Origin of the sequence: Actinomadura alba (assembly GCF_014323705.1) — a bacterium.
GTDB lineage: Bacteria > Actinomycetota > Actinomycetes > Streptosporangiales > Streptosporangiaceae > Actinomadura_C > Actinomadura_C alba.
Genome location: NZ_JABVEC010000001.1, coordinates 521,605 through 541,582 on the forward strand (window position 1 = coordinate 521,605; position 19,978 = coordinate 541,582).

Consider the following 19,978-nt stretch of genomic DNA (forward strand, 5'->3'; position numbering starts at 1 on the left):
CTCCTGTCCCTGTCCCTGGTAGCGGCACTCTCCGCATGCGGTTCCGGTCCCACGTCGGACGCGGCACCACGCGCCACCGTGCCGACGCCTGACCTGTGCAAGGCCATCAGCCCGAAAACGGTCACCGCCGCCATGCACGGCAGGTCGACCGCCTGTGCGACCAGCGGCGACGCGAGCGGCTTCGTGGCACGGTTCACCGGAACCGCCCGGCTGCACGGCCGCCGCGCGCCGGCCGAGCTGACCGTCTCGTACGCGCCACGCCGCGACGCGCGGACCGGTGCGGACCGCTGGGCGACCGTCGGGCGGCCCACCGGCACCCGCGTGCAGCTGATCGGCGTCGGCGAGAAGGCCGTCTTCGACCCCCGGCGGGCGCCGCAGCTCCGCTGCGTGCAGGGCGAACTGATCGTCTCGATCGGGCTGGCGTTCACCGGCGCCGAGGTCCCCCGGGCCAGCCTGGCCGGCGACCTCCAGGCCGTGGCGATGGAGGCCGTGGCCGCGACGCGCTGACCGGCCGCGAGAGCACGCGTCAGGCGAAGACGCTGTCGGTGGCGGCGATGGTCGCCGAGCCGAGCACGGTGTCGCCGTCGTAGAGCACCGCGGCCTGACCGGTGGCCACGCCCTTCGCAGGAGCGTGCAGGCGGATCCGCACGAGATCGCCCTCGACCCCGGCGGTGCAGTCGTACACCTCGCCGTGCGCCCGCAGCTGCACCTGGCAGTCGTGCGGCCCCGCGGGCGGAGCGGCGAGCCAGACCGGCCGCTCCCCCGTGATCTCGTGGACGTCGAGTGCCTCGCGCGGGCCGACGGTGACCGTGTTGTTCACAGGCGAGATGTCGAGCACGTAGCGCGGCTTGCCGTCGGGCGCGGGCCGGCCGATCCGCAGCCCCTTGCGCTGGCCGACCGTGTAGGAGTAGGCGCCGTCGTGCTCGCCGACGACCTCGCCGGAGGTGTCGACGATCGGGCCCGGCGCGGCGCCGAGGCGCTCGGCGAGGAACCCCCGCGTGTCGCCGTCGGCGATGAAGCAGATGTCGTGGCTGTCAGGCTTGTCGGCGACCCGCAGGCCGCGCCGTTCCGCCTCGCGCCTGATGTCGGCCTTGGTGGTGTCGCCGAGCGGGAACATCGCGTGCGCCAGCTGCTCCCTGGTGCACACGGCCAGGACGTACGACTGGTCCTTGCCCTCGTCGACGCCGCGCCGCAGCACCCCGTCGTCGAGGCGGGCGTAGTGGCCGGTGCACACTGCGTCGAATCCGAGGGCGAGGGCCTTGTCGAGCAGCGCCGCGAATTTGATCTTCTCGTTGCACCGCAGGCACGGATTGGGCGTGCGGCCGGCCGCGTATTCGTCCACGAAGTCCTGGACGACGTCGCGGTCGAACCGCTCGGCGAGGTCCCACACGTAGAACGGGATGCCGATCACATCGGCCGCCCTCCGCGCGTCGCGGGAGTCCTCGAGCGTGCAGCACCCGCGGGCGCCGCTGCGGTAGGACTTCGGGTTGCTGGACAGGGCCATGTGCACGCCGGTGACATCGTGACCGGCCTCGGCGGCCCGGGCAGCGGCCACGGCGGAGTCGACGCCGCCCGACATGGCGGCGAGTACGCGCAAAGTCATAACACTCAAGAGGGTACGCGCCCCCGCGCCCGGCCCTCACATCCTTTCCCCCGCCCGGAAACGCGGAACGATCGCCGAAGAGGCCGACGTCTCACAACCCGGCGCGGCGTCGAGCGGAGCGAGACGATCGAACGCAGTACGATTGCACGCGATATGGGAATCTTCCGCCGCCCGCGCGACACGTCATCACCATCGGGCCCGGCCATCGCCGAATTCTGGGCCTGGTGGGAGCAGATCAGGCCGTCCGTCGAGGCGACCCTGACCGAGGGCCTGCCGACCGACACCATCGAGGAGATCTCCCGCCGGATCCGCAAGATCCATCCACAGCTCCAGTGGGAGATCGGCCATGGCGACGGCACGCCGGTGCTGACCGTCACGGGCGGTGGGACACCCGAGCTGCGCGGGGTCGCCGAGCGGTGGTGCCGCGCCGCGCCGAAGGACGGCGGCTGGGCCTACCACTCGTCCCGGCAGGCCGATCCCGAGATGCTCGGCCAGAAGCTCACGCTGGGCGACCACGAGTTCGACCTCGAGTACGTGCGGCTCGGGATGCGCGCCGACGAGGGCCGGGCGCGGGTGCACATCACCGCCTACCATCCGGACTTCCTGTTCGTGCCGGAGGGGATCCGGCTCCAGGTGGCCGTCCACATCCTCGACTGGGCTCTGGGCGAGGACGACGTCGCGCGCTGGATCGGCGATGTGAAGGTCGCGACCGACGAGCCGATGGACTCGCTGACGCCCGCGATGCTGTCCGCGGTGGTGCAGCAGATCGCCGAGCCGTTCCGGGAGGCGAACTGGCTTTCCGGCGAGGGACGGACGCCGCGCGGCCATCCGGCCCGGCTGGGCGTCCGCTTTCCCCTGCACCGGCCGGACCATCCGCTGTGCGATCTGCATGTGGCGGTGTCCTTGCCGTACGCCCACAGCAATCCCGACCGGCTGCCGGTCGAACCGTCCTCGTCCGCGCTGAGGGAGTTCGAGAAGCATCTCGCCGAGATGGGCGACCGGGCCGTGCTCGCGGTGCGCGAGACCGGTGACGGGCTGCGGGTCCTGCACCTGTACGCCGACCCGGAGTCGGGAGTCCTCGCCGAGCTCGATCAGCTCGCCGCAGGCTGGTCGGAAGGCCGCGCCAAGGTGGCCTCCACGCCGGACCCGGGGTGGCGGGCGCTCGCGCCCTACCAGCCTTAGCCGGGCTCCCCGGCCTCAGCCGGGCCATCGCCCTCAGCCGGACTGCACGCGACGCCGGCCGGCCTCGCGGAAGCGCGTGCGGTTGTCAGCTCAGCCCGGCCCGCCGGGCGCGGTCGACGACCGGGCCGATCGCGTCGACGAGGGCGTCGACATCGGCGGCGGTCGAGTCATGGCCGAGGGTGAAACGCAGTGAACCGCGAGCTCGGGCAGCGTCGGCGCCCATGGCCAACAGCACGTGACTGGGCTGGGACACCCCGGCCGAGCACGCCGAGCCGGTGGAGCACTCGATCCCGCGCGCGTCGAGGAGCATGAGGAGCGCGTCGCCCTCACACCCCGGGAACGAGAAGTGCGCGTTGCCCGGCAGGCGCAGGGTCGGGTGGCCGTTGAGGACGGCGTCGGGCACCGCGGCCCGCACCCGCTCGACGAGCGTGTCGCGCAACGCTGTGAGCCGCGCGGCGCCGGCGGCTCGGCCGGCGGCGGCGACCTGCACGGCCGCGGCGAACCCGGCGATGGCCGGGGTGTCGAGCGTGCCGGAGCGCACGTCGCGCTCCTGACCGCCGCCGTGCAGCACCGGGGTCGGATCGACGCCCTTGGCCAGCAGCAGGGCGCCGATGCCGAGCGGGCCGCCGAGCTTGTGCCCGCTGACGCTGAGCGCGTCACCGCCCGCGGCGAAGTCGACCGGGAGCTGGGCGGCGGCCTGCACGGCGTCGGAGTGGAACGGGACACCGTGCTCGCGGGCGACGGCCGCGAGTTCCTCGATCGGCTGTACCGTGCCGACCTCGTTGTTCGCCCACATGACGGTGACGAGGGCGACGTCCTCGCCGATCATGGCACGCAGCGTGTCGGGACTCACCCGGCCGTACTCGTCGACCGGGATCAGCTCGACCCGCGCGCCCTCGTGGTCGGCCAGCCACTGCGCGGCGTCGAGCACCGCGTGGTGCTCGATCGCGCTGGCCAGCACCCGGGTCCGGCGCGGATCGGCGGCGCGACGCGCCCAGAACAGCCCCTTGACGGCGAGGTTGTCGGCCTCGGTGCCGCCTCCGGTGAAGACCACCTCACTGGGGCGGGCGCCGAACGCCTCGGCGATGATCTCCCGCGACTCCTCGACGACACGGCGGGCGCGCCGGCCCACGGAGTGCAGAGACGACGGGTTGCCCACTTGGCCGAGCTCCGCCGTCATCGCGGCGATGGACTCCGCGACCATCGGAGTGGTCGCGGCGTGGTCGAGATAGGTCACCATGGCGGCTTCAGCCTAGCCGCGGCGCGTCCGGCGTCCGTGGCCGGTACCACCGATGTCACCCCGGCGCGGCGCCGTTTTGGCTACTGTACCGTCCGGACGGTACAGTTCGATCGCCATGAAACGTGAAGCCATCCTCAACGCCGCGGAACTGGTGCTCTGTGAGCACGGCACGCAGGCTCTGACGCTGTCCGCGGTCGCCGACCGCGCCGGCGTCAGCAAGGGTGGGCTTCTCTACCACTTCCCCGGCAAGGAGGCCCTCGTCCAAGGGCTGGTCCACCGGGTGATCGAGGAGTTCGACACGCTCGTCGCCGCCCATGACGACGGCCTCCCGGGTTCTTACAGCCGGGCCTTCGTCGAGGCGACCTTCGAGATCCTGACGGGCAGCGAAGGCGCCCGCACCCGGCGCCGGTGGGCGGGCATCACCGCGGCCGCCGCCGACCCCGAACTGGTCGCGCCATTGCGCGAGGCGATGGTCCGCTGGCATCGGCGAGATCCCGGCGAGGACGCCGACCCGGTGACCGCGATGGTCGTACGGCTCGCGGCCGAAGGCCTGTGGGAAGTGGTCGGGCAGAATCCCGGAATCTTCGATCCCGGGCGGTACGAGGCCCTGCGAGAACGGCTGCTGAGCCTGCTCCGGTCCTGACGCGCCCGCTTCCCCCTCCCCCTCCCCTGTTCCGATCCCGGTCGGCGGCCGACGAGCCGTGAGACCAGTCCGCCGGTGTGCCCCGCAGGCCGGCACGCAAGGAGTCACCACATGTTGTTCCGAGCCCGCGTGGGCACGTTCCTGGCCTTCGCTCTCGGCGGTCTGCTGTGCGGCGTCTGGGTGGCGCGCATGCCCGCCCTCGCCGCCAAGTTCGACATCGACGCGGGCGACATCGGCATCGTGCTTCTCACCTGGGGCGTCGCCGCTGTCATCGCCATGCAGGGCCTTCGTGCGGTCATCGCGCGCACCGGCAGCCGGAAGGTGCTGCGCGTCGCCGCCCCGCTCGCCGCGGCCACCTCGGCCCTGGTCGCCGTCGCCCCGACGTACGGCCTGCTGCTGGCGGCCATCGCCATGTTCGGCATGGCGTTCGGCGTCATGGACGTGTCCATGAACGCGCAGGCGAGCGTGGTCGAACGGGCCCACGACCGGCCGCTGATGAGCGGCATGCACGCCGGATGGAGCGTCGGCGCGATGAGCGGCGGGCTGTTCGGTGCGCTCACGGCGCTCCTGAACATGTCCTTCACCCGCGCCGTGCTCGCCGCGGCCCTGCTCGCGTTGCCCGTGGCGCTGTTCATCGGCCGGATGTACCTGCAGGACCCGCCCGTCGCCGCGGAGCGGAGCCGGGAACGGCGCCGCCGGCTGCCGATGGTGGTCTACCTCATCGGGACGCTGGCCTTCCTGGCCTTCATGGCGGAGGGCGCGATCGCCGACTGGAGCGGCCTGCTGCTGCACGACGAACTGCATGCCTCCGAGGCGGTGGCGGCGCTCGGCTACCCCCTGTTCGAGCTGGCCATGCTCTGCGGGCGGCTGGTCGGCGACCGGCTGCGCCTCCTGCTGGGCACGCGCAGGCTGCTCACTCTGGGCGGCCTCGGCACCGCGGTGGCGGTGAGCCTCGTGCTGCTCGCCCCGTCGACCCCGGTCGCCCTCGCCGGCTTCTTCCTCACGGGCGCGGCGGTCTGCACGGTGGTGCCGACGATGGTGTCGCTCTCGGGCACGGTCGCCCCCGGCCAGTCCGCCGCGTCGATCGCCCAGGTCGGCACGATGGGCTACGGCGGTCTCCTGCTGGGGCCGATCGTGATCGGCCTCGTCGCGGACCACACGTCCCTCCGGCTGGGCCTCACCATCGTGGTGGCACTCGCGCTGCTGATCGCCGTCGGCGCCCGGTACCTGCCGGTGACCGCCCAGACCGACGTCGCCGCGTCGAGCCCGGACACCGCCCCGGACGGCACGCCCGAGCTCCTGGCCGCCTGAGCGCGCGGCTGACGCGCATGCCGCCGCACACCGCGGCCGGCGTGCCGGTACGACCGTGCGGAGCGGCCGGTGGCGGAGACGGCACCACGACCGCCGCCCATCGCGTCGCGCGTTCGCCGGCGTCGAGCCCGTTCGGCCCCGGGCGGTTCACGTGCGCCGGCGCCGGCGCCGGCGCGAAAGCACCGCGACGGCGGCGCCGGCCGGCCGGCGGATCGGATCTGGCAGGCGCGAGCGCGCGGACACGACCGCGCGGAGCGGCCTGGTCACGGGGGCGAGCAGGATCAGCAGCGCACGCGTGGTGCCGAGATCCTCGACCAGGGCGCGGAAGAGCCGGACCCGCGGGTGCCCGCGGACCTGTTGCGGGCCGGCCGCGAACCTGGTGTGCTCGGCCTCGGTCACGAGTGCGGCGCTGCGCGGGCCGATCCGGGCCAGCCGCCCGCGCAATTCCCCGAGCGTGGTCGACGGCTCCACAGGTGCGCCGGTCCGCCGCGCCAGCCGCTCGAGCAGTTCACCGAGCTCCGTGCGCGGGTCGCGGCGCCGATGCCGTACGACCGCGACGACGCCCAGGGTCAGAACGAGCGGGATCGCGGCGCCCGCCCACACGGTCGCGGCCGTGCCCGTGCGGCCCGGTTCCACGGGAGGGGCGAGGGGGTCGAGCTCCTGCGGGATCTCGGCGTCGGCCGCCGCCGGGGTGGGGTTGAAGGGCACCCATCCGACATCCTGGAAGTACACCTCGATCCAGGCGTGGGCGTCGGCGTCGCGCACGCTGTAGCGGCCGTCGCCCGCCGGCACGCCGGTGGCGAAGCCGACCGCCACCCGGGTCGGGACCCCGGCCATGCGCAGCAGCAGGGCGGCCGCCCCGGCGAAGTGCTGGCAGTACCCCTTCCGGCCGTACAGCAGGAAGTCCATCAGTGGGTACCGGCCCGGCCTCGGCACGTCGGTGGTGTATTGGAAGCGATCACCCTCGGTGAGATACCGCTGTACCCGCTGGACGATCTCGAACTGGTTCCGCGTGCCCTCGGCGAGCTGCTGCGAGATGTCGGAAACGGCCTGGAACGGCGACCGGTCGTACCCCTCCATCTGCTGCGGAATGCCGTCGAACCGCTGCGACTCCCCGGACCCGCGGTAGGGAGGGGCGCCGAACCAGTCGGTACGGCCGAACGAGCCATAGCCCGACCACAGGTTCGTGTACGCGCCGATCCGCGGATCGGACGGCGGCGGGGCGGCGCGCAGCTGATCCGCGGTCGCGCGCACCATGCTCGCGCTGACGGTGTAGGTGTCGCCGCGCCTCGGCACGGGGGTGAGCCGCTTGGACTGCCCGCTGCCCTCGCTGACCTTCTCCTCGGCGGTGACTGACATGACCCGTCCCGGCGAGACCACCATGTCGCTCCGCAGCCCTACGACCTCGACATCGATGTCGATCGGCCGCGCGGCCGGCTCGGGCAGCTCCACGCCGGCGCGGGTGCTCACGTCCCAGCCCCGCCACGTGTAGCGATCGAGCACCTGCATCCGCCACAGTGCCGGCTCCGGCGCGGTGACCTCGAACATGGTCGCGCCACTACGACGGCCGCGCGGCGGGCCGTACGTCTGCGTGGTGTCGAGCCGGGTGAACTGCGCCTCACGCTGGAAGACGTCGTCGAGCGCCAGCCAGGGCTCCTTCGGGCCGAAGGCTTGCGCGGTCAGCGCCGACACCAGGGCGGCCGCGATCCCGAAGGCCAGCACCGGCACGGTCGACGCGACACGCGGCGCGAACCACAGACAGGCCGCGAAGAGGATCAGGGCGCCCTGCCAGGCCGCATCGTCGGTCTGCCGGACCGCCACCGCCACCGCCCACGGCGCGACGAGCAGCGCGAAGGCGATCGTGCGCAGGGAACCTGGGACCGGCCTGGCCGCCCCCAGCGCGCTCGCCACGAGCCAGCCCGTCCCGGTGAGCAGCAACCAGCTCGCCACCGGCCACGGATCGCCCTCGACGCGGCCCGGGCCGAGGGTCGCGAGCATCGACGCACCGTCGGACAGGTCGCGCAGCAGTTCCATCCAGTGGCTCGGCCACCAGCGTTCCGCCGGCGCGCCGGCGACGACCACCGCGGCCGGGAGCCACCCGGCCAGCAACGCTCCCGTGAGCCGCGGCGTGGGCCGCAGCACGGTGAGCGCGACGGCGGCGACGGCGACCGGCGCCACGCGCAGGACCGCCCCGCCCAGCAGGGCAGACCACGCACCGGCCGCCGCGGCGATCGTGGCGAGCACCGCCAGCGCCGCCTTGACCGCCGGCGCCGGCCGCACCGCGGGAGGGCCCGGCGCGGGCGCCGCCCGGGAGCCGGCCGTCACGACGCCTTCTTCCGCTGAACGGATCGCGCTCGCACCGGTTCCCCCCAGTCGAGCCGTTCCTGTGCGGGTTCGTCGCCGGCGAGCCCACCGACCGCGGAGACGCCCGGGTCCTGGCGGTTCCACCCCTGCTCCGCCGGTCCGGGCTGTACGGCGGTGGCCGGCATGGGCACCAGGCCCGACGGCAGCGGAGGCCGTGGCGGCACGACGAGGCCGGCCGGGAAGCGCACGATGGAGGACTGCCCCGCCCCCGGCATCCGCGACGCCGCCCCGGCGGGCGCCACCTCGAGGCCGGCGAGGCGGCGGTGCACGGCGTGCCGCGCCCCCGCGTCGGTCACCTCGGTCGCGGCCTTGTCACCGGGCAGCATGACCTTGCAGCCGCCGGACCGGGTCAGCCGGAGGACACAGCCCGCGGCGGCCCGGGCGACCCAGTCCACCTTGGCCGGGTCGTCCGCGCCGGCCGTCTCGACGATCACCAACGGCAGCCCGGCCGGCGGGCTGGCGAACCGCCGCTCGTGCAGGTCGCCGCCACGCGCCAGTGACGCCCAGTGGATGCGGCTCACCGGGCTGCCGGGAACGTACGGCCGCAGGCCGTCGGGGTCGATGTCCTCGGCGGGCGCGCCGGGCGGGACGAGGACGTGCGCGCCGGTGTCGGGGGTGGGCAGCACGAGAACGGGCTCGAGCTCGCCCGCGAAGACCGTACGGCGGAAGATGCCGAAGAAGTCGACCAGCCGGAGCGGCGTCGGATCCAGCCGGTACGCACCGCGGCGGCCGACGATGAACGGCATGGTGCCGCCGAACTCCTCCAGCGGCACCCAGTGCTCGTCGCCGGTCTCGTCACCGAACAGGACCTCGAGCCGCACCGGGAGCCCGCCGATGCCGTGGACGCCGAAGCTCAGCAGCAGGGGCTCGTCCTCCAGCACCTCCCGCTCGTCCAGCGAACGCGTCACGGTCACGCGGCGGGCGGCCACCGTCACGGTCAGGGCTGCCGAGGCCACCACCACGACGAGCCCGACCGCCAGGGCGAACAGCGTCAGCGAGACGACGGTGGCGGCGCAGACGGCCAGGCCGAGCGCCGCCGCGAGCCACACCGCCACTCGGCTCATCGCGCCCGCACCTTGGCCACGGCGTCCAGGACGACCTCCTCCTGGGCCTGGGCGGGCGCCGCAGAGGCCGGCTGGATCCGGTGGGTCAACACGGTCGTGGCCACCTTCTGCACATCGTCGGGCACCGCGAAGACGCGTCCCTCGAGTGCCGCGTGCGCCCGGGCCGCCGCGAGGAGCAGCAGTCCGGACCGCGGGCTGGCCCCCACCTCGGCGAGCGGATGCGCGCGGGTGGCGGTGAGCAGCTCGACGACGTACCTCAGCAGCGCGTCCGAGGTGTGCACGCCGGCCGTCGCCTCCTGTGCGGCCAGCAGCTCCGCAGGGGTCGACACCGGTTCCGTCGAGGGGTCGGGCCCGTCGCGCAGCAACGCCATCTCCTGATCGACCGTGGGATAGCCGAGCGAGATCCGGGCGAGAAAGCGGTCCAGCTGCGCGGGCGGCAGCGAATAGGTTCCGTCGTAGCCGGCGCTGGGATTCTGGGTGGCGATCACCATGAACGGGGCCGGGATCGGCCGGCTCGTCCCGTCGACCGTGACCTGGCGTTCCTCCATCGCCTCAAGCAGGCCGGACTGCGTCTTCGGGGTGGCCCGGTTCAGCTCGTCGACGAGCACGACGTTCGCGAAGATTGGGCCGGGGCGGAACTCGAACGAGGCCGTGTCGGCCCGCCAGACGCTGGCGCCGACGATGTCCGCAGGAAGCAGGTCGACGGTCGCCTGCACCCGCGCGAACCGTCCGTCGAGGCTTCGCGCGAGGCTGCGGGCGAGCTGGGTCTTACCGACGCCGGGATGGTCCTCGACCAGCAGGTGCCCGCCGGCGAGGACGGTGGCGAGGACGGTGTCGAGCACGTGATCCGGCATCCGCACCGCCGTGCGGATGTTCGCGCGCATGCGTTCGCCGAGCTCGGCGACGCTCTCGATCCTGAGGGTGAGTGGTTCGTCTGTGGTGACGGAGAGGGAACGGGAGGCGGAGGCCAGGTGCCCGGCGGAAACCGGGTGCGGCCGTCCGTTGTGATCGGGGATCGCGTCCATGTGTCCCTTGGGTGATGCGAGGACCGGTCGCCACTGACAACGCCGGTGAGGCTCCAATCGGTTCCAGTGCGGGACGCCGTTATGCCCGTCTTGTCGTTACCAAACCGGCGGAGCCCCGGCGACGCACAACATCGCCGGGGCTCCGCGGTCACCTCGCCCGTGGTCCGGGCGGGCGTCGTCCCTCGTTGTCAGTGGTGACGCGGGCGACCGCGCCACCACGGTTCACTTGCGCTTGTTCACCTCTTCGGTCAGCTGCGGAGCGACCTGGAAGAGGTCGCCCACGACGCCGTAGTCGACGAGCTCGAAGATCGGGGCCTCGGCGTCCTTGTTGATCGCGACGATGGTCTTCGAGGTCTGCATGCCGGCGCGGTGCTGGATGGCTCCGGAGATGCCCACCGCGATGTAGAGCTGCGGCGACACCGTCTTGCCGGTCTGGCCCACCTGGAACTGGTGCGGGTACCAGCCGGCGTCGGTCGCCGCGCGCGATGCGCCGACGGCGGCACCGAGCGAGTCGGCCAGCCCTTCGATGATGCTGAAGTTCTCCGCACCGCCGACACCACGGCCGCCGGACACGACGATCGCGGCCTCGGTGAGGTCCGGCCGCTCGCCCTTCTCCTGGACGACCTTCTCCACGACCTTCGCGGACTTGGCCGCGTCGGTGAGCGCGACCGACACCTGCTCCTCGGCGGGCGAGGACGGCGCGGCCTCGACCGCGACCGCGTTCGGCCGGACGGCGATGATGGGCGTGCCCGACCTCACCTTCGCCTGCGCGATGATCGCGCCACCGAAGATCGAGTGCTCTCCGACGAAGCCCTCCGCCACATCGACGACGTCGGTGAGAACACCAGAGTCGATCTTGATGGCCAGCCGGCCGGCGACCTCCTTGCCCTCGGCCGTCGCGGAGACGAGCACCGCGGCCGGGGACTTCTCGCTCACCAGCTGAGCCAGCACCTCCGCCTTCGGCGCGACGACGTAGGAGGTGAGCTCCTCGTCGGCCGCGACGTAGACCTTCGCGGCGCCGTACTCGGCGAGCTTGTCCTTGGCCCCTTCGTAGCCCGGGCCGATCCAGACGGCCGCGGCGTCACCGAAACGGCGGGCGAGCGTCAGCAGCTCGAACGTGACCTTCTTCACCTCGCCGTCGAGGTGGTCGACGAGGACGAGAATCTCGGTCATTTCCAGTCCTCCCTCAAACGAACTTCTTGGCCGCGAGGAACTCGGCGAGCTTCACGCCGCCGTCGCCCTCATCCTTGACGATCTGACCCTGTTCCCGTGGCGGCGCCTCGGCGAACTCGATGACCTCGGTGGCGGCGTTGGCCAGCCCGACCTTGGCCGTGTCGATGCCGGCGGCGGCGGCGGACAGCACTTCGACCGGCTTCTTCTTGGCCGCCATGATCCCCTTGAAGGAGGGGTAGCGGGGCTCGTTGATCTTTTCGACGACGCTGACCACGGCGGGCAGCGCGGCCTCGACCCGGTCGTAGCCGTAGTCGGTCTGCCGCTGGATCGCGATGGCGGAACCGTCGATCTCGACCTTCTTGGCCTGGGAGAGCTGCGGCACGCCGAGCCGCTCGGCGAGCATCGCGGCGAGGACGCCGGTGCGCGCGTCGGTGGACTCCGACCCGAGGATCACCACGTCGAACCCGGTCTTGGCCAGCACCTGCTGGATCGCGTACGAGGTCTGCAGCGCGTCAGAGCCGGTCAGCGCGTCGTCGACGAGGTGGACCGCCTTGTCCACGCCCATCGCGAGGGCCTTGCGGATCGAGTCGAGCGCCTTGTCGGGGCCCATGGTGAGCACGGTCACCTCACCGCCGTGAGCCTCCTTGATGCTCAGGGCCTCCTCGATCGCGTACTCATCGAGCTCGTTGATGACACCGTCGGCGGCGCCACGGTCGAGCGTCTTGTCGTCGGACTTCAACTTGCGCGGGCTCTCGGTATCGGGAACCTGCTTCACGCAGACGACGATGTTCATGGCCGGTGGCCGACCTCCCTGCACTCAGTCAGCCGCACGCGTGTGCGCGCGGCCGAAGGAACGCCGCCCTGACGGGTCGGCGGGGCTGTACGTTCGCGCCTCACAGCCTGCCAAAGACCTGAGCATGCTTCGGCTCCGGGCTCCCTCTTCGGCTGCACCACCGATGTTACCGGCGAGTAGACACAGTGCAAATCCCGGTCACCACGTGGACGGCGGATCACGCCACCGACACCACATGAGGCGGCACCCGTAACGTCAGGTGAGTGATATCACGCTCTGCGGACATCGTGCTCTGTACGCCCGCTTCTGCGGACATGCCGTGAACCGACCCCACCGGCCGTGAGAGCACCCGCCGACCCATCTGGCCGCGAACACCTTAAGGACTTCGTAAGGCTCCGCCGACGGTGACGGCGACCCTCCGCGTAGTTGGATGAACGGCACGAGGACCCGGCGACGGGGGACCTGACGACGAGGAGGCGGCGTGCGGAGTGGAAGAGCAGCGTTGATCGGCGGCGGCCTGGTCGCGGCGATCGTGGCCGCGTCCGCCCTGGTCCTGTTCCAGCCGTGGAAGCTGGTCGTGGACGACCGGGTCGACGAGGCCGCCCCCGTGCCGGCGGCGGCACCGGCCGAAGGCGGGCGGGCGTCGGCGGGAGCGACGCCCGCGACGCCCGCGCCCGCCGCGCGCCTGCTGCACCGCACCAGCACGTGGAAGGCGTACGAGCACGAGACGGCCGGAACCGTGAAGGTCTACCGGCTCGCCGACGGCCGCCGCGTGCTGCGCCTCGAGGACTTCACGACCTCCAACGGCCCCGACGTGAAGGTCTGGCTGTCGACGCGGGCCTACTCCGCCGGTGACTTCTCCTCGGGCCACCTGAATCTGGGCACGCTCAAGGGCAACCAGGGCAGTTCCAACTACGAGATTCCGGCGGATGCCGACCTCGAGCGATACGAGAGCGTCGTGATCTGGTGCAAGCGCTTCTCGGTGGCCTTCGCCGCCGCGCCGCTGACGAGCGCCGCCTAGGGCGGGGCGACAGCGGAACCCCGGTGATCATTGCAGCGTGTGCTGGAGGCGGCCCAGCGAGCTCGACAGCGAGTTCTGCAGTTCGTACATCGGCGCGAAGCTCGGTGTCAGCGAGATCGCCGCGACCACCGCGGCGACCGCGAGAGTACCGAGCGCGACGCCCACCAGGGCGATCGGCCCCGGTCCGCGAGTCACCGCCGCGAAGATCCTCGTGAGCTGGCGCCGGGGCGCGCGGACCCCCGGGCCGGCCCACAGCACATAGGCCGCACCGCCCACCCCCCAGGCGCACGCCGCGAGCACGTCCGGCTCGATGCCGACGGCGGCCAGCGCCACGAGCGCGAGCGTGATCGTCACCGCGCACACCGCCGCGTAGGGGATCGTGAGCGCCGTCATCAGCATGCCGCGGACCAGGACGCCCGGAACCGACGGCGGCGCGACCGGCGGGCGCGGCGCACGCGTGCCCGCCCGCCCTCGTTCGGCGGCGTCGGCCGCGTTCAGCACCAACACGCCGGCCAGCGCCATCACCGAGCCCGCGATGGGCATGACGATCACCATGCCGACGACCGTCGCGACGACCAGGTAGGAGAACAGCCTGGCCCAGGCCGGCGCGACCGCGAGGTCGGCGCCGGCCGCGCCCTCGGCGGCGGGCCGGTGCCGGACACCGGTGTCGGCCGGTGCCGACGGGCCGGTGACCCGCTCCGGTGGCGGAAACGGCTCCGGGCCGGCCGTACGCCCTGCGCCCGGCACGGGGGGCTCGGCGGGGTCGGACACCCTGCCGAGCGGTTCGGGCGAGGTGAGCTCGTCCGCCTCGACCGGGAGGGCGGCCACCGTGTCGGCGAGCGCGGCGGCGGTGGGGCGCCGGGCCGGGTCCGGGTCGAGCGCGGATTCCAGCACCGCGCGCAGCGGTTCTGGAACCCCGGCGAGCTCCGCGAGGTGACGGCCGGTGGCGGCGAAGGCGACCGTGGCCGCCCAGGCGCGCACGTCCTGTGCGGACGAGCCGGGCTCGCCGGTGAAGGCGTCTTCGGCGCCGACCGCTCCCGTCGCGCCCTCCGCGGCTGCGGCCCGTGGTTCCAGCCCGCGGCCGGCGACCTGCGCCACCCCGAAGTCGATCAGCACCGGCTCACCGCCGACGAGCTTCACGTTGCTCGGCCTCAGGTCGCGGTGGGCGGCGCCGACCCGGTGGATCGCGACCAATGCCTTGGCCAGGCCCAGCGCCAGAAGCCGCAGGCCCGCCGGTCCCAGCGGCCCATGGGCGGCGACGATCTCGTCCAGCGGCCGTCCGGGCACGAATCGCGTGACCACGTAGGGATGATCGGCCGTGACGTCGGCGTCGAGGACGTCGGCCACGTGGGGGCTGCGCACCCGGCGCATCTGATCGACGTCGCGCGCCAGCCGGCGCCGCGCCCCCCGGTCGTGAGACATCTCGGCGCTCAGCACCTTGATCGCCACGTCGCGACCGGCCGGATCGGTGCCGCGGTAGACGGCGCCCAGGCCGCCCTCGCCGACCCATGCCACGCGGCGGTACGGACCGATGTCCGGCAGCGGCCCGGCCGGTCGCGCGTGGGAGTGCGCGGCGGCGCCCCCGCCCAGTTCGTCCTGCGTCCCGTCCCCGGTCATGGCACCCGTCAGCCTATCGAGTGGATCACCGATTCGACGTGCGGCCGGTGACCTGGGCGATCACGCGCGAAACACCCTCGGGCGGTGCGCGGCTAGCCGGGGAGCAGGTCCATGATGTCGGACCGGAGCCTGGAGAGATCGCCGGACAGGCTGGGCAGCGGGTAGGTGTCGGGGGTCGCCCCGCTGGACAGCCCGAAGACCAGGAGCGCGAAGAGCCCGAGGCAGGCCGCCACGACCATCGCGATCTCGCGGCGGGGCAGTACGGCACCCCACACGCGCGCGAGCTGGCGCCGGGGAGCCCGGCTGCCCGGCCCGAGGCAGAACAGGCCGATGACGGCGAGGGTGCTGTAGGTCAACGCCTGGTCGACGGAAATGTCGGGCCGCGACGCCATCAGCACGGTGAGCAGGATCGCGCCGGCGAGCAGCCCGAGCGGAGTGAGGAGCAGCGTGGTCAGCAGCGCGCCCGGAATTCCGAGTGGCGACTTGAGCACCGCGCCCACCACGTCACCGGGCGTCGGCCCGGTGCGGGTCCGCTTGGCCGTGAGGCTCTGGCCGGCCCGGTCGCCGACGCGCAGCACGAACATGCCGACCACGACGACGATCAGGGTCAGCACCGGCAACTGCAGGGTGAACCCGGCGGTCACGGCGAGGAGCGTCAGGCTGATGAGGCGATACCAACCGTACGGCTTGGGCGGTTTGGGCGCGTCGGGCCGCCGTTGCCCGTCTGCCCGGCGGGGATCCGGCCGCTGCTGGGGGTCGGCGCGGCGCGGGTCGTACGGATCCGGCTGCGCGGGCGGGACCTGCCGTCCGTCCTGCCGGTCATGCGACCTGCGCCCGGTCTGCGGGGGACCGTACGGAGCGTACGGCGATGGGGCGTACGGCCCGGAAGCCGGTGGTGGCGCGGGCGGCGGGGCGGCCGGCGGCAGCAGCCCGACGAAGTCCTTGGGCTGCGCCGGCACCGGCTCGGGCCGGGACGGCGCGGGACGCGTCGGTGTCGGACCCGGCATCGCCATGGGGGCCGGGGCGGTGAAGGTCGGGAACGGCCGGTCGACGCGAGTCTGGTCGGTGAGGGTGGCGTCCAGGTCGATGCGCCGGCAGAGCTCGGCGAGCTTGGGCGCGGTGGGCCGCTCGGCGGGATGGCGCGCCATCGCGCTGCGGATCACCGGCAGCAGCGCGTCGGGCACGCCCTCCAGGTCCGGCGTCCCCTGCATGATCTTGTAGAAGATCGACTCGAAGGTCCCGGAACCGAACGGAGGCCGTCCGGTGGTCGCGAACACCAGGGTTCCAGCCCAGGAGTGCACGTCCGCCGGGGCGCCGGCGTCCTCGCCCTCGATGACCTCCGGGGCGAGATACCCGGGCGTGCCGATGACCATTCCGGTGGCGGTCAGCCGGGTGGAGTCGACCACCTGGGCGATCCCGAAGTCGATCAGCACCGGCTCGCCGTCGAGGAACATCACGTTGCCCGGCTTGAGATCGCGGTGGATGACCCCGGCCGCGTGGATTGCGGTGAGCGCCGTCGCCAGCCCCGCTGCCAGCCTCTGCAGCGGCCGGCCGCTCATTGGGCCCGCGTCCTCGAGAACGATCTGCTCGAGCGTGCGGCCGGGCACGTACTGCGTGACGATGTAGGGCCGCTCGGCGGTGACATCGGCATCGATGATCTCGGCGACGTGCGGACTGTGCACCCGGCGCATGGTGTCGACCTCGCGCGCCAGCCTGCGCAGCGCCGTCGCGTCGCCCGCGACGGTGGGCCGGAGCACTTTCACCGCGACCTTGCGACCCTGGGGGTCGATCCCCAGGTGCACGACGCCCATCCCACCCTCGCCCAGAACATTGAGCAGGCGGTAGTGGCCGACCTGATCCCCGGACGTAGCAACCCCCTTCATCGCCCTTGAAAACCCTACCCGCACTATCGACGACAAGTCGGACCTATGCGGCATCTCGCCCCGTCCGGGCGAGCGCGGGCGCCTGCCTCCACTGTGCCAGCTCGCCCGCGAACCACGCGGCGGAAGGACGGGCATGTGCGTCACGCCGCAGGGCGAGGCGCAGCAACGAGGCGAGGGGCTCGGCGACCCCGTCGAGGTCGACCGCACCACGCAGAATACGGAAGCAGACGCCGTGCAGCGAGCCCTTGCCGAACGGCGGGCGCCCGGTCGCGGCGAAGGCGACCGTCGCGGCCCAGGAGAACACGTCGGCGGCGCCGGTGACCGCCTCGCCCTCGATCAGCTCCGGCGCGAGGAAGCCCGGCGTGCCGATGAGGATCCCGGGCCGGGTCTCCTGTCCCGTACGGGCCTCGTAGGCGACACCGAAGTCGATGATGATCGGCGACCCCCCGAGGATCATCACGTTTCCCGGGGTCAGGTCCCGATGAACGACCCCGGCCGCGTGGATCGCCGCGACGCCCTCCGCCGCCTCACGCGCGAACCGCGTCAGCGACATGCCGCCGAGCGGCCCGTAGGTCTTGACGAACTCGCGGAGGGTCGACCCCGGGACGTACTGCGTCACCGTGTACGGCCGGTCGCCCCCCACGTCGCCGTCGAGCAGCCGCGCCACATGGCGGCTGCCGACCTTGCCCTGGGCCAGGATCTCCCGTGCCAGTGCGCGCCTGGCGCCGGGCTCGTCCACCAACTCCGCGCGGAGCTCCTTCACCGCCACCTCGCGGCCGTGGGAGTCCACGGCCAGGTGCACCACCGCGGTGCCGCCGACTCCGATCCGCTCCAGCAACCGATACTCGCCCAGTCGCTCGACCGCCGCCATGACCCCTTCCCCGTCCTGAACCGCCTGTTCGTCTCTCTCTTCGACGGGACCGGAGGGGCCTTGGTTCCTGCTGAGGTCGTTACTTTCCCTCGCGGGCGGCCTGCCTGGCCCGGCGCTCGGCACGGCGCTCGACGAAGCGGGTCGCCGCCGTGTCGAGTTCCCCGAGGTACTCCGACAACTCCTCGCGCGCCTTCTCGCCGTCGCCGCTCAGGCCTTCGAGCTCGAAGATCTTCCACTGGCGCAGGACCGGGGAAAGCACGTCCTCGAGGTGCAGCTTCAGGTCGTAGATGCCGGCGTTCGCGATGACGACCGACTTGCGCAGGAAGCCCTCGATGGTGTGGCCGGGCATCTGGAAGTTCTTCACCACGTCGGTGACGGCGCGCATGGTGTCGTTCGGCGCGAGCTCGAAGGCCTTGGCGAGCACGTTGCGGTAGAAGAGCATGTGCAGGTTCTCGTCGGCCGCCACCCGGGTCAGCAGCCGCTCGCACGCGGGGTCGCCCGAGGCCCGGCCGGTGTTGCGGTGCGACACCCGGGTCGCCAGCTCCTGGAACGACACGTAGGCGAGGCCGTGGAGCATCTTCTCGCCGTGGTCGGCCTGGTAGCCGCCCTCCATGTGCGTCATCCGGGCCCGCTCCAGCGCGACCGGGTCGACGGCGCGGGTGACCGTGAGGTAATCGCGGATGACGATGCCGTGGCGGTTCTCCTCGGCGGTCCAGCGGTTGACCCAGGTGCCCCAGGCGCCGTCACGGCCGAAGATGGTGGCGATCTCATGGTGGTAACCGGGCAGGTTGTCCTCGGTGAGGAGGTTGACCACCAGGGCGTCCCGGGCCTCGGGTGTCACCTTCGAGTCCTCGGGGACCCACGGCTCACCCTCGAACTGGCCGTCGAAGTTACGGCCCTCGCTCCAGGGCACGTACTCGTGCGGGAACCATTCCTTGGCCGTGGCGAGGTGACGGTCGAGCTCGGTGGCGACGACCGGCTCCAGCTCCAACAGCAGCTCGGTCGTCGTCTTCGGGCGGGACGTGGACGCCATTGGCAACCCCTCAGTGATGCGCATAACGAATCTGTCACGAGCTAACTTACGGGTGCGTAGGTAATGAGACCACGCGGGAATCGACAAAGATGAGCGCGCGCCATTTGTGCCTCCGCGCACGCGTGACGGTCCCGCCCGCCCGCGCCGAAGGCGCCGCCGTGGATCGGTCCGCCGGAGACCCGGCCGTGGACCGGTCCGCCGGCCTCCCGCCCGCGACCGGGATCCCGGCCCCGTGGCACCGGTCCACGGGGCCGCGCGTGGGCGCGTCAGCGGCCGGTGAACCTGGCCTTGCCGGGCCCCTCGTCGACGAAGCTCTTCATGCCGATCTTCTGGTCCTCGGTGGCGAACAGGGCGGAGAACTGCAACCGCTCGATCTCCAGGCCGGTGTCGAGATCGACGTCGAGGCCCGAGTCGATGGCCTGCTTCGCGGCGCGCAGCGCCACCGCCGGGCCGTTCTTGTAGCGCTCCGCCAGTTTCAGCGCCTCGGCGTAGACGTCGGCGTCCGGCACGACCCGGTCGACCAGGCCGATGGCGAGCGCCTCGTCGGCCTTGACATGGCGGCCGGTGAAGACGAGGTCCTTGGCGCGGGCCGGGCCCACCAGCCGCGCGAGCCGCTGGGTGCCGCCGGCGCCGGGGATGATGCCGAGCTGGATCTCCGGCTGGCCCAGGCGGGCGCCTTCGCCGGCGACCCGGAAGTCGGCGGCCAGCGCGACCTCGAGACCGCCGCCGAGCGCGTAACCCGTGATGGCAGCGATGACCGGCTTGGGCACCGCGGCGAGCGCCTTGGTGAAGCCCTGCAGCCGCTCTGACCGGACGGACATCGTGACGTACGACAGCTCCGCCATCTCCTTGATGTCGGCGCCGGCGGCGAAGACCTTCTCACCGCCGTACACCACGACCGCGCGGACGTCGTCGTCGGCGCTCACCTGCCGGGCCGCCTCGGCGATCTCGCCCTGCATCTGAGCGTTGAGGACGTTCATCTTCGGTCGGCCCAGCCGGATGGTGGCGACGCCGTCCTCAATCTCGACACGCACGAACTCGCCCACGCGACCTCCTTGATCCACGACTGTCCAGCGCGAGCCTACGCGTGATCACCGAGGCCGCCCGAACGGCGGTCCGGTACGGCCGCATCGCCGACAGCGCGGAGAAGTCCGC

The 19,978-nt window shown here is 72.6% G+C and carries 17 protein-coding genes; 5 read left to right on the top strand and 12 right to left on the bottom strand.

Features of this window, described 5'->3' with window-relative positions:
• Positions 1 to 78: 78 nt before the first annotated feature.
• A complete protein-coding gene (locus tag HKK74_RS02715) occupies positions 79 to 507 on the top strand; it encodes a hypothetical protein (protein WP_187241331.1) in 429 nt (142 codons plus the stop codon).
• 19 nt (positions 508 to 526) lie between these two features.
• On the opposite strand, the gene mnmA is transcribed toward HKK74_RS02715, so the two are convergent.
• Entirely contained in the window at positions 527 to 1,603 is a 1,077-nt protein-coding gene (gene mnmA / locus HKK74_RS02720; RefSeq protein WP_187241332.1) for a tRNA 2-thiouridine(34) synthase MnmA, read from the bottom strand.
• 153 nt (positions 1,604 to 1,756) lie between these two features.
• Here mnmA and HKK74_RS02725 point away from each other — a divergent pair, with 153 nt between their 5' ends.
• The gene (locus tag HKK74_RS02725) at positions 1,757 to 2,785 is read left to right on the top strand and encodes a DUF695 domain-containing protein (RefSeq protein WP_187241333.1); all 1,029 of its coding nucleotides are present in this window, start codon (positions 1,757 to 1,759) and stop codon (positions 2,783 to 2,785) included.
• Between the two features lie 85 nt (positions 2,786 to 2,870).
• Here the strand turns inward: HKK74_RS02725 and HKK74_RS02730 are convergent, their stop codons facing one another.
• The gene (locus tag HKK74_RS02730) at positions 2,871 to 4,025 is read right to left on the bottom strand and encodes a cysteine desulfurase family protein (protein WP_222721750.1); all 1,155 of its coding nucleotides are present in this window, start codon (positions 4,023 to 4,025) and stop codon (positions 2,871 to 2,873) included.
• A 115-nt stretch (positions 4,026 to 4,140) separates the two neighbouring features.
• On the opposite strand from HKK74_RS02730, the gene HKK74_RS02735 reads away from it, so the two are divergent.
• Both HKK74_RS02735 and HKK74_RS02740 read left to right on the top strand, forming a co-directional pair.
• Positions 4,141 to 4,668, top strand: coding sequence for a TetR/AcrR family transcriptional regulator (locus HKK74_RS02735; protein WP_187241334.1), 528 nt, complete (start codon positions 4,141 to 4,143; stop codon positions 4,666 to 4,668).
• Between the two features lie 111 nt (positions 4,669 to 4,779).
• Positions 4,780 to 5,979 (top strand): MFS transporter, encoded by a 1,200-nt coding sequence (locus tag HKK74_RS02740; RefSeq protein WP_187241335.1) that lies wholly within the window; start codon positions 4,780 to 4,782, stop codon positions 5,977 to 5,979.
• 147 nt (positions 5,980 to 6,126) lie between these two features.
• Here HKK74_RS02740 and HKK74_RS41245 read toward each other — a convergent pair whose 3' ends face one another.
• The 5 genes from HKK74_RS41245 to HKK74_RS02765 all read right to left on the bottom strand — a co-directional run bounded on the left by HKK74_RS41245 (position 6,127) and on the right by HKK74_RS02765 (position 12,398).
• Positions 6,127 to 8,304, bottom strand: a complete 2,178-nt coding sequence (locus HKK74_RS41245; protein ID WP_187241336.1) for a transglutaminase-like domain-containing protein — start codon at positions 8,302 to 8,304, stop codon at positions 6,127 to 6,129.
• On the bottom strand, positions 8,301 to 9,407 hold the full coding sequence (locus HKK74_RS02750) for a DUF58 domain-containing protein (RefSeq protein WP_187241337.1): 1,107 nt from the start codon (positions 9,405 to 9,407) through the stop codon (positions 8,301 to 8,303). Before HKK74_RS02750 ends, HKK74_RS41245 begins: the two co-directional genes overlap by 4 nt.
• On the bottom strand, positions 9,404 to 10,432 hold the full coding sequence (locus HKK74_RS02755) for an AAA family ATPase (protein ID WP_187241338.1): 1,029 nt from the start codon (positions 10,430 to 10,432) through the stop codon (positions 9,404 to 9,406). The genes HKK74_RS02750 and HKK74_RS02755 overlap by 4 nt, the downstream gene beginning before the upstream one ends.
• Before the next feature lie 222 nt (positions 10,433 to 10,654).
• Positions 10,655 to 11,605: an electron transfer flavoprotein subunit alpha/FixB family protein gene (locus HKK74_RS02760; RefSeq protein WP_187241339.1), complete on the bottom strand. Its 951-nt coding sequence runs from the start codon at positions 11,603 to 11,605 to the stop codon at positions 10,655 to 10,657.
• Between the two features lie 13 nt (positions 11,606 to 11,618).
• A complete protein-coding gene (locus HKK74_RS02765; protein ID WP_187241340.1) occupies positions 11,619 to 12,398 on the bottom strand; it encodes an electron transfer flavoprotein subunit beta/FixA family protein in 780 nt (259 codons plus the stop codon).
• A gap of 481 nt (positions 12,399 to 12,879) precedes the next feature.
• Here HKK74_RS02765 and HKK74_RS02770 point away from each other — a divergent pair, with 481 nt between their 5' ends.
• Positions 12,880 to 13,419: a DM13 domain-containing protein gene (locus tag HKK74_RS02770; RefSeq protein WP_222721751.1), complete on the top strand. Its 540-nt coding sequence runs from the start codon at positions 12,880 to 12,882 to the stop codon at positions 13,417 to 13,419.
• 27 nt (positions 13,420 to 13,446) lie between these two features.
• Here HKK74_RS02770 and HKK74_RS02775 read toward each other — a convergent pair whose 3' ends face one another.
• The 5 genes from HKK74_RS02775 to HKK74_RS02795 form a co-directional block, all read right to left on the bottom strand.
• Entirely contained in the window at positions 13,447 to 15,036 is a 1,590-nt protein-coding gene (locus tag HKK74_RS02775) for a serine/threonine-protein kinase (RefSeq protein ID WP_187241341.1), read from the bottom strand.
• Between the two features lie 92 nt (positions 15,037 to 15,128).
• Entirely contained in the window at positions 15,129 to 16,919 is a 1,791-nt protein-coding gene (locus tag HKK74_RS02780) for a serine/threonine-protein kinase (protein WP_187241342.1), read from the bottom strand.
• Between the two features lie 43 nt (positions 16,920 to 16,962).
• The gene (locus tag HKK74_RS02785) at positions 16,963 to 17,790 is read right to left on the bottom strand and encodes a serine/threonine-protein kinase (protein WP_187241343.1); all 828 of its coding nucleotides are present in this window, start codon (positions 17,788 to 17,790) and stop codon (positions 16,963 to 16,965) included.
• A 79-nt stretch (positions 17,791 to 17,869) separates the two neighbouring features.
• Positions 17,870 to 18,823, bottom strand: a complete 954-nt coding sequence (locus HKK74_RS02790) for an acyl-ACP desaturase (protein WP_187241344.1) — start codon at positions 18,821 to 18,823, stop codon at positions 17,870 to 17,872.
• Between the two features lie 266 nt (positions 18,824 to 19,089).
• A complete protein-coding gene (locus tag HKK74_RS02795; RefSeq protein ID WP_187241345.1) occupies positions 19,090 to 19,869 on the bottom strand; it encodes an enoyl-CoA hydratase/isomerase family protein in 780 nt (259 codons plus the stop codon).
• Positions 19,870 to 19,978 lie beyond the last annotated feature (109 nt).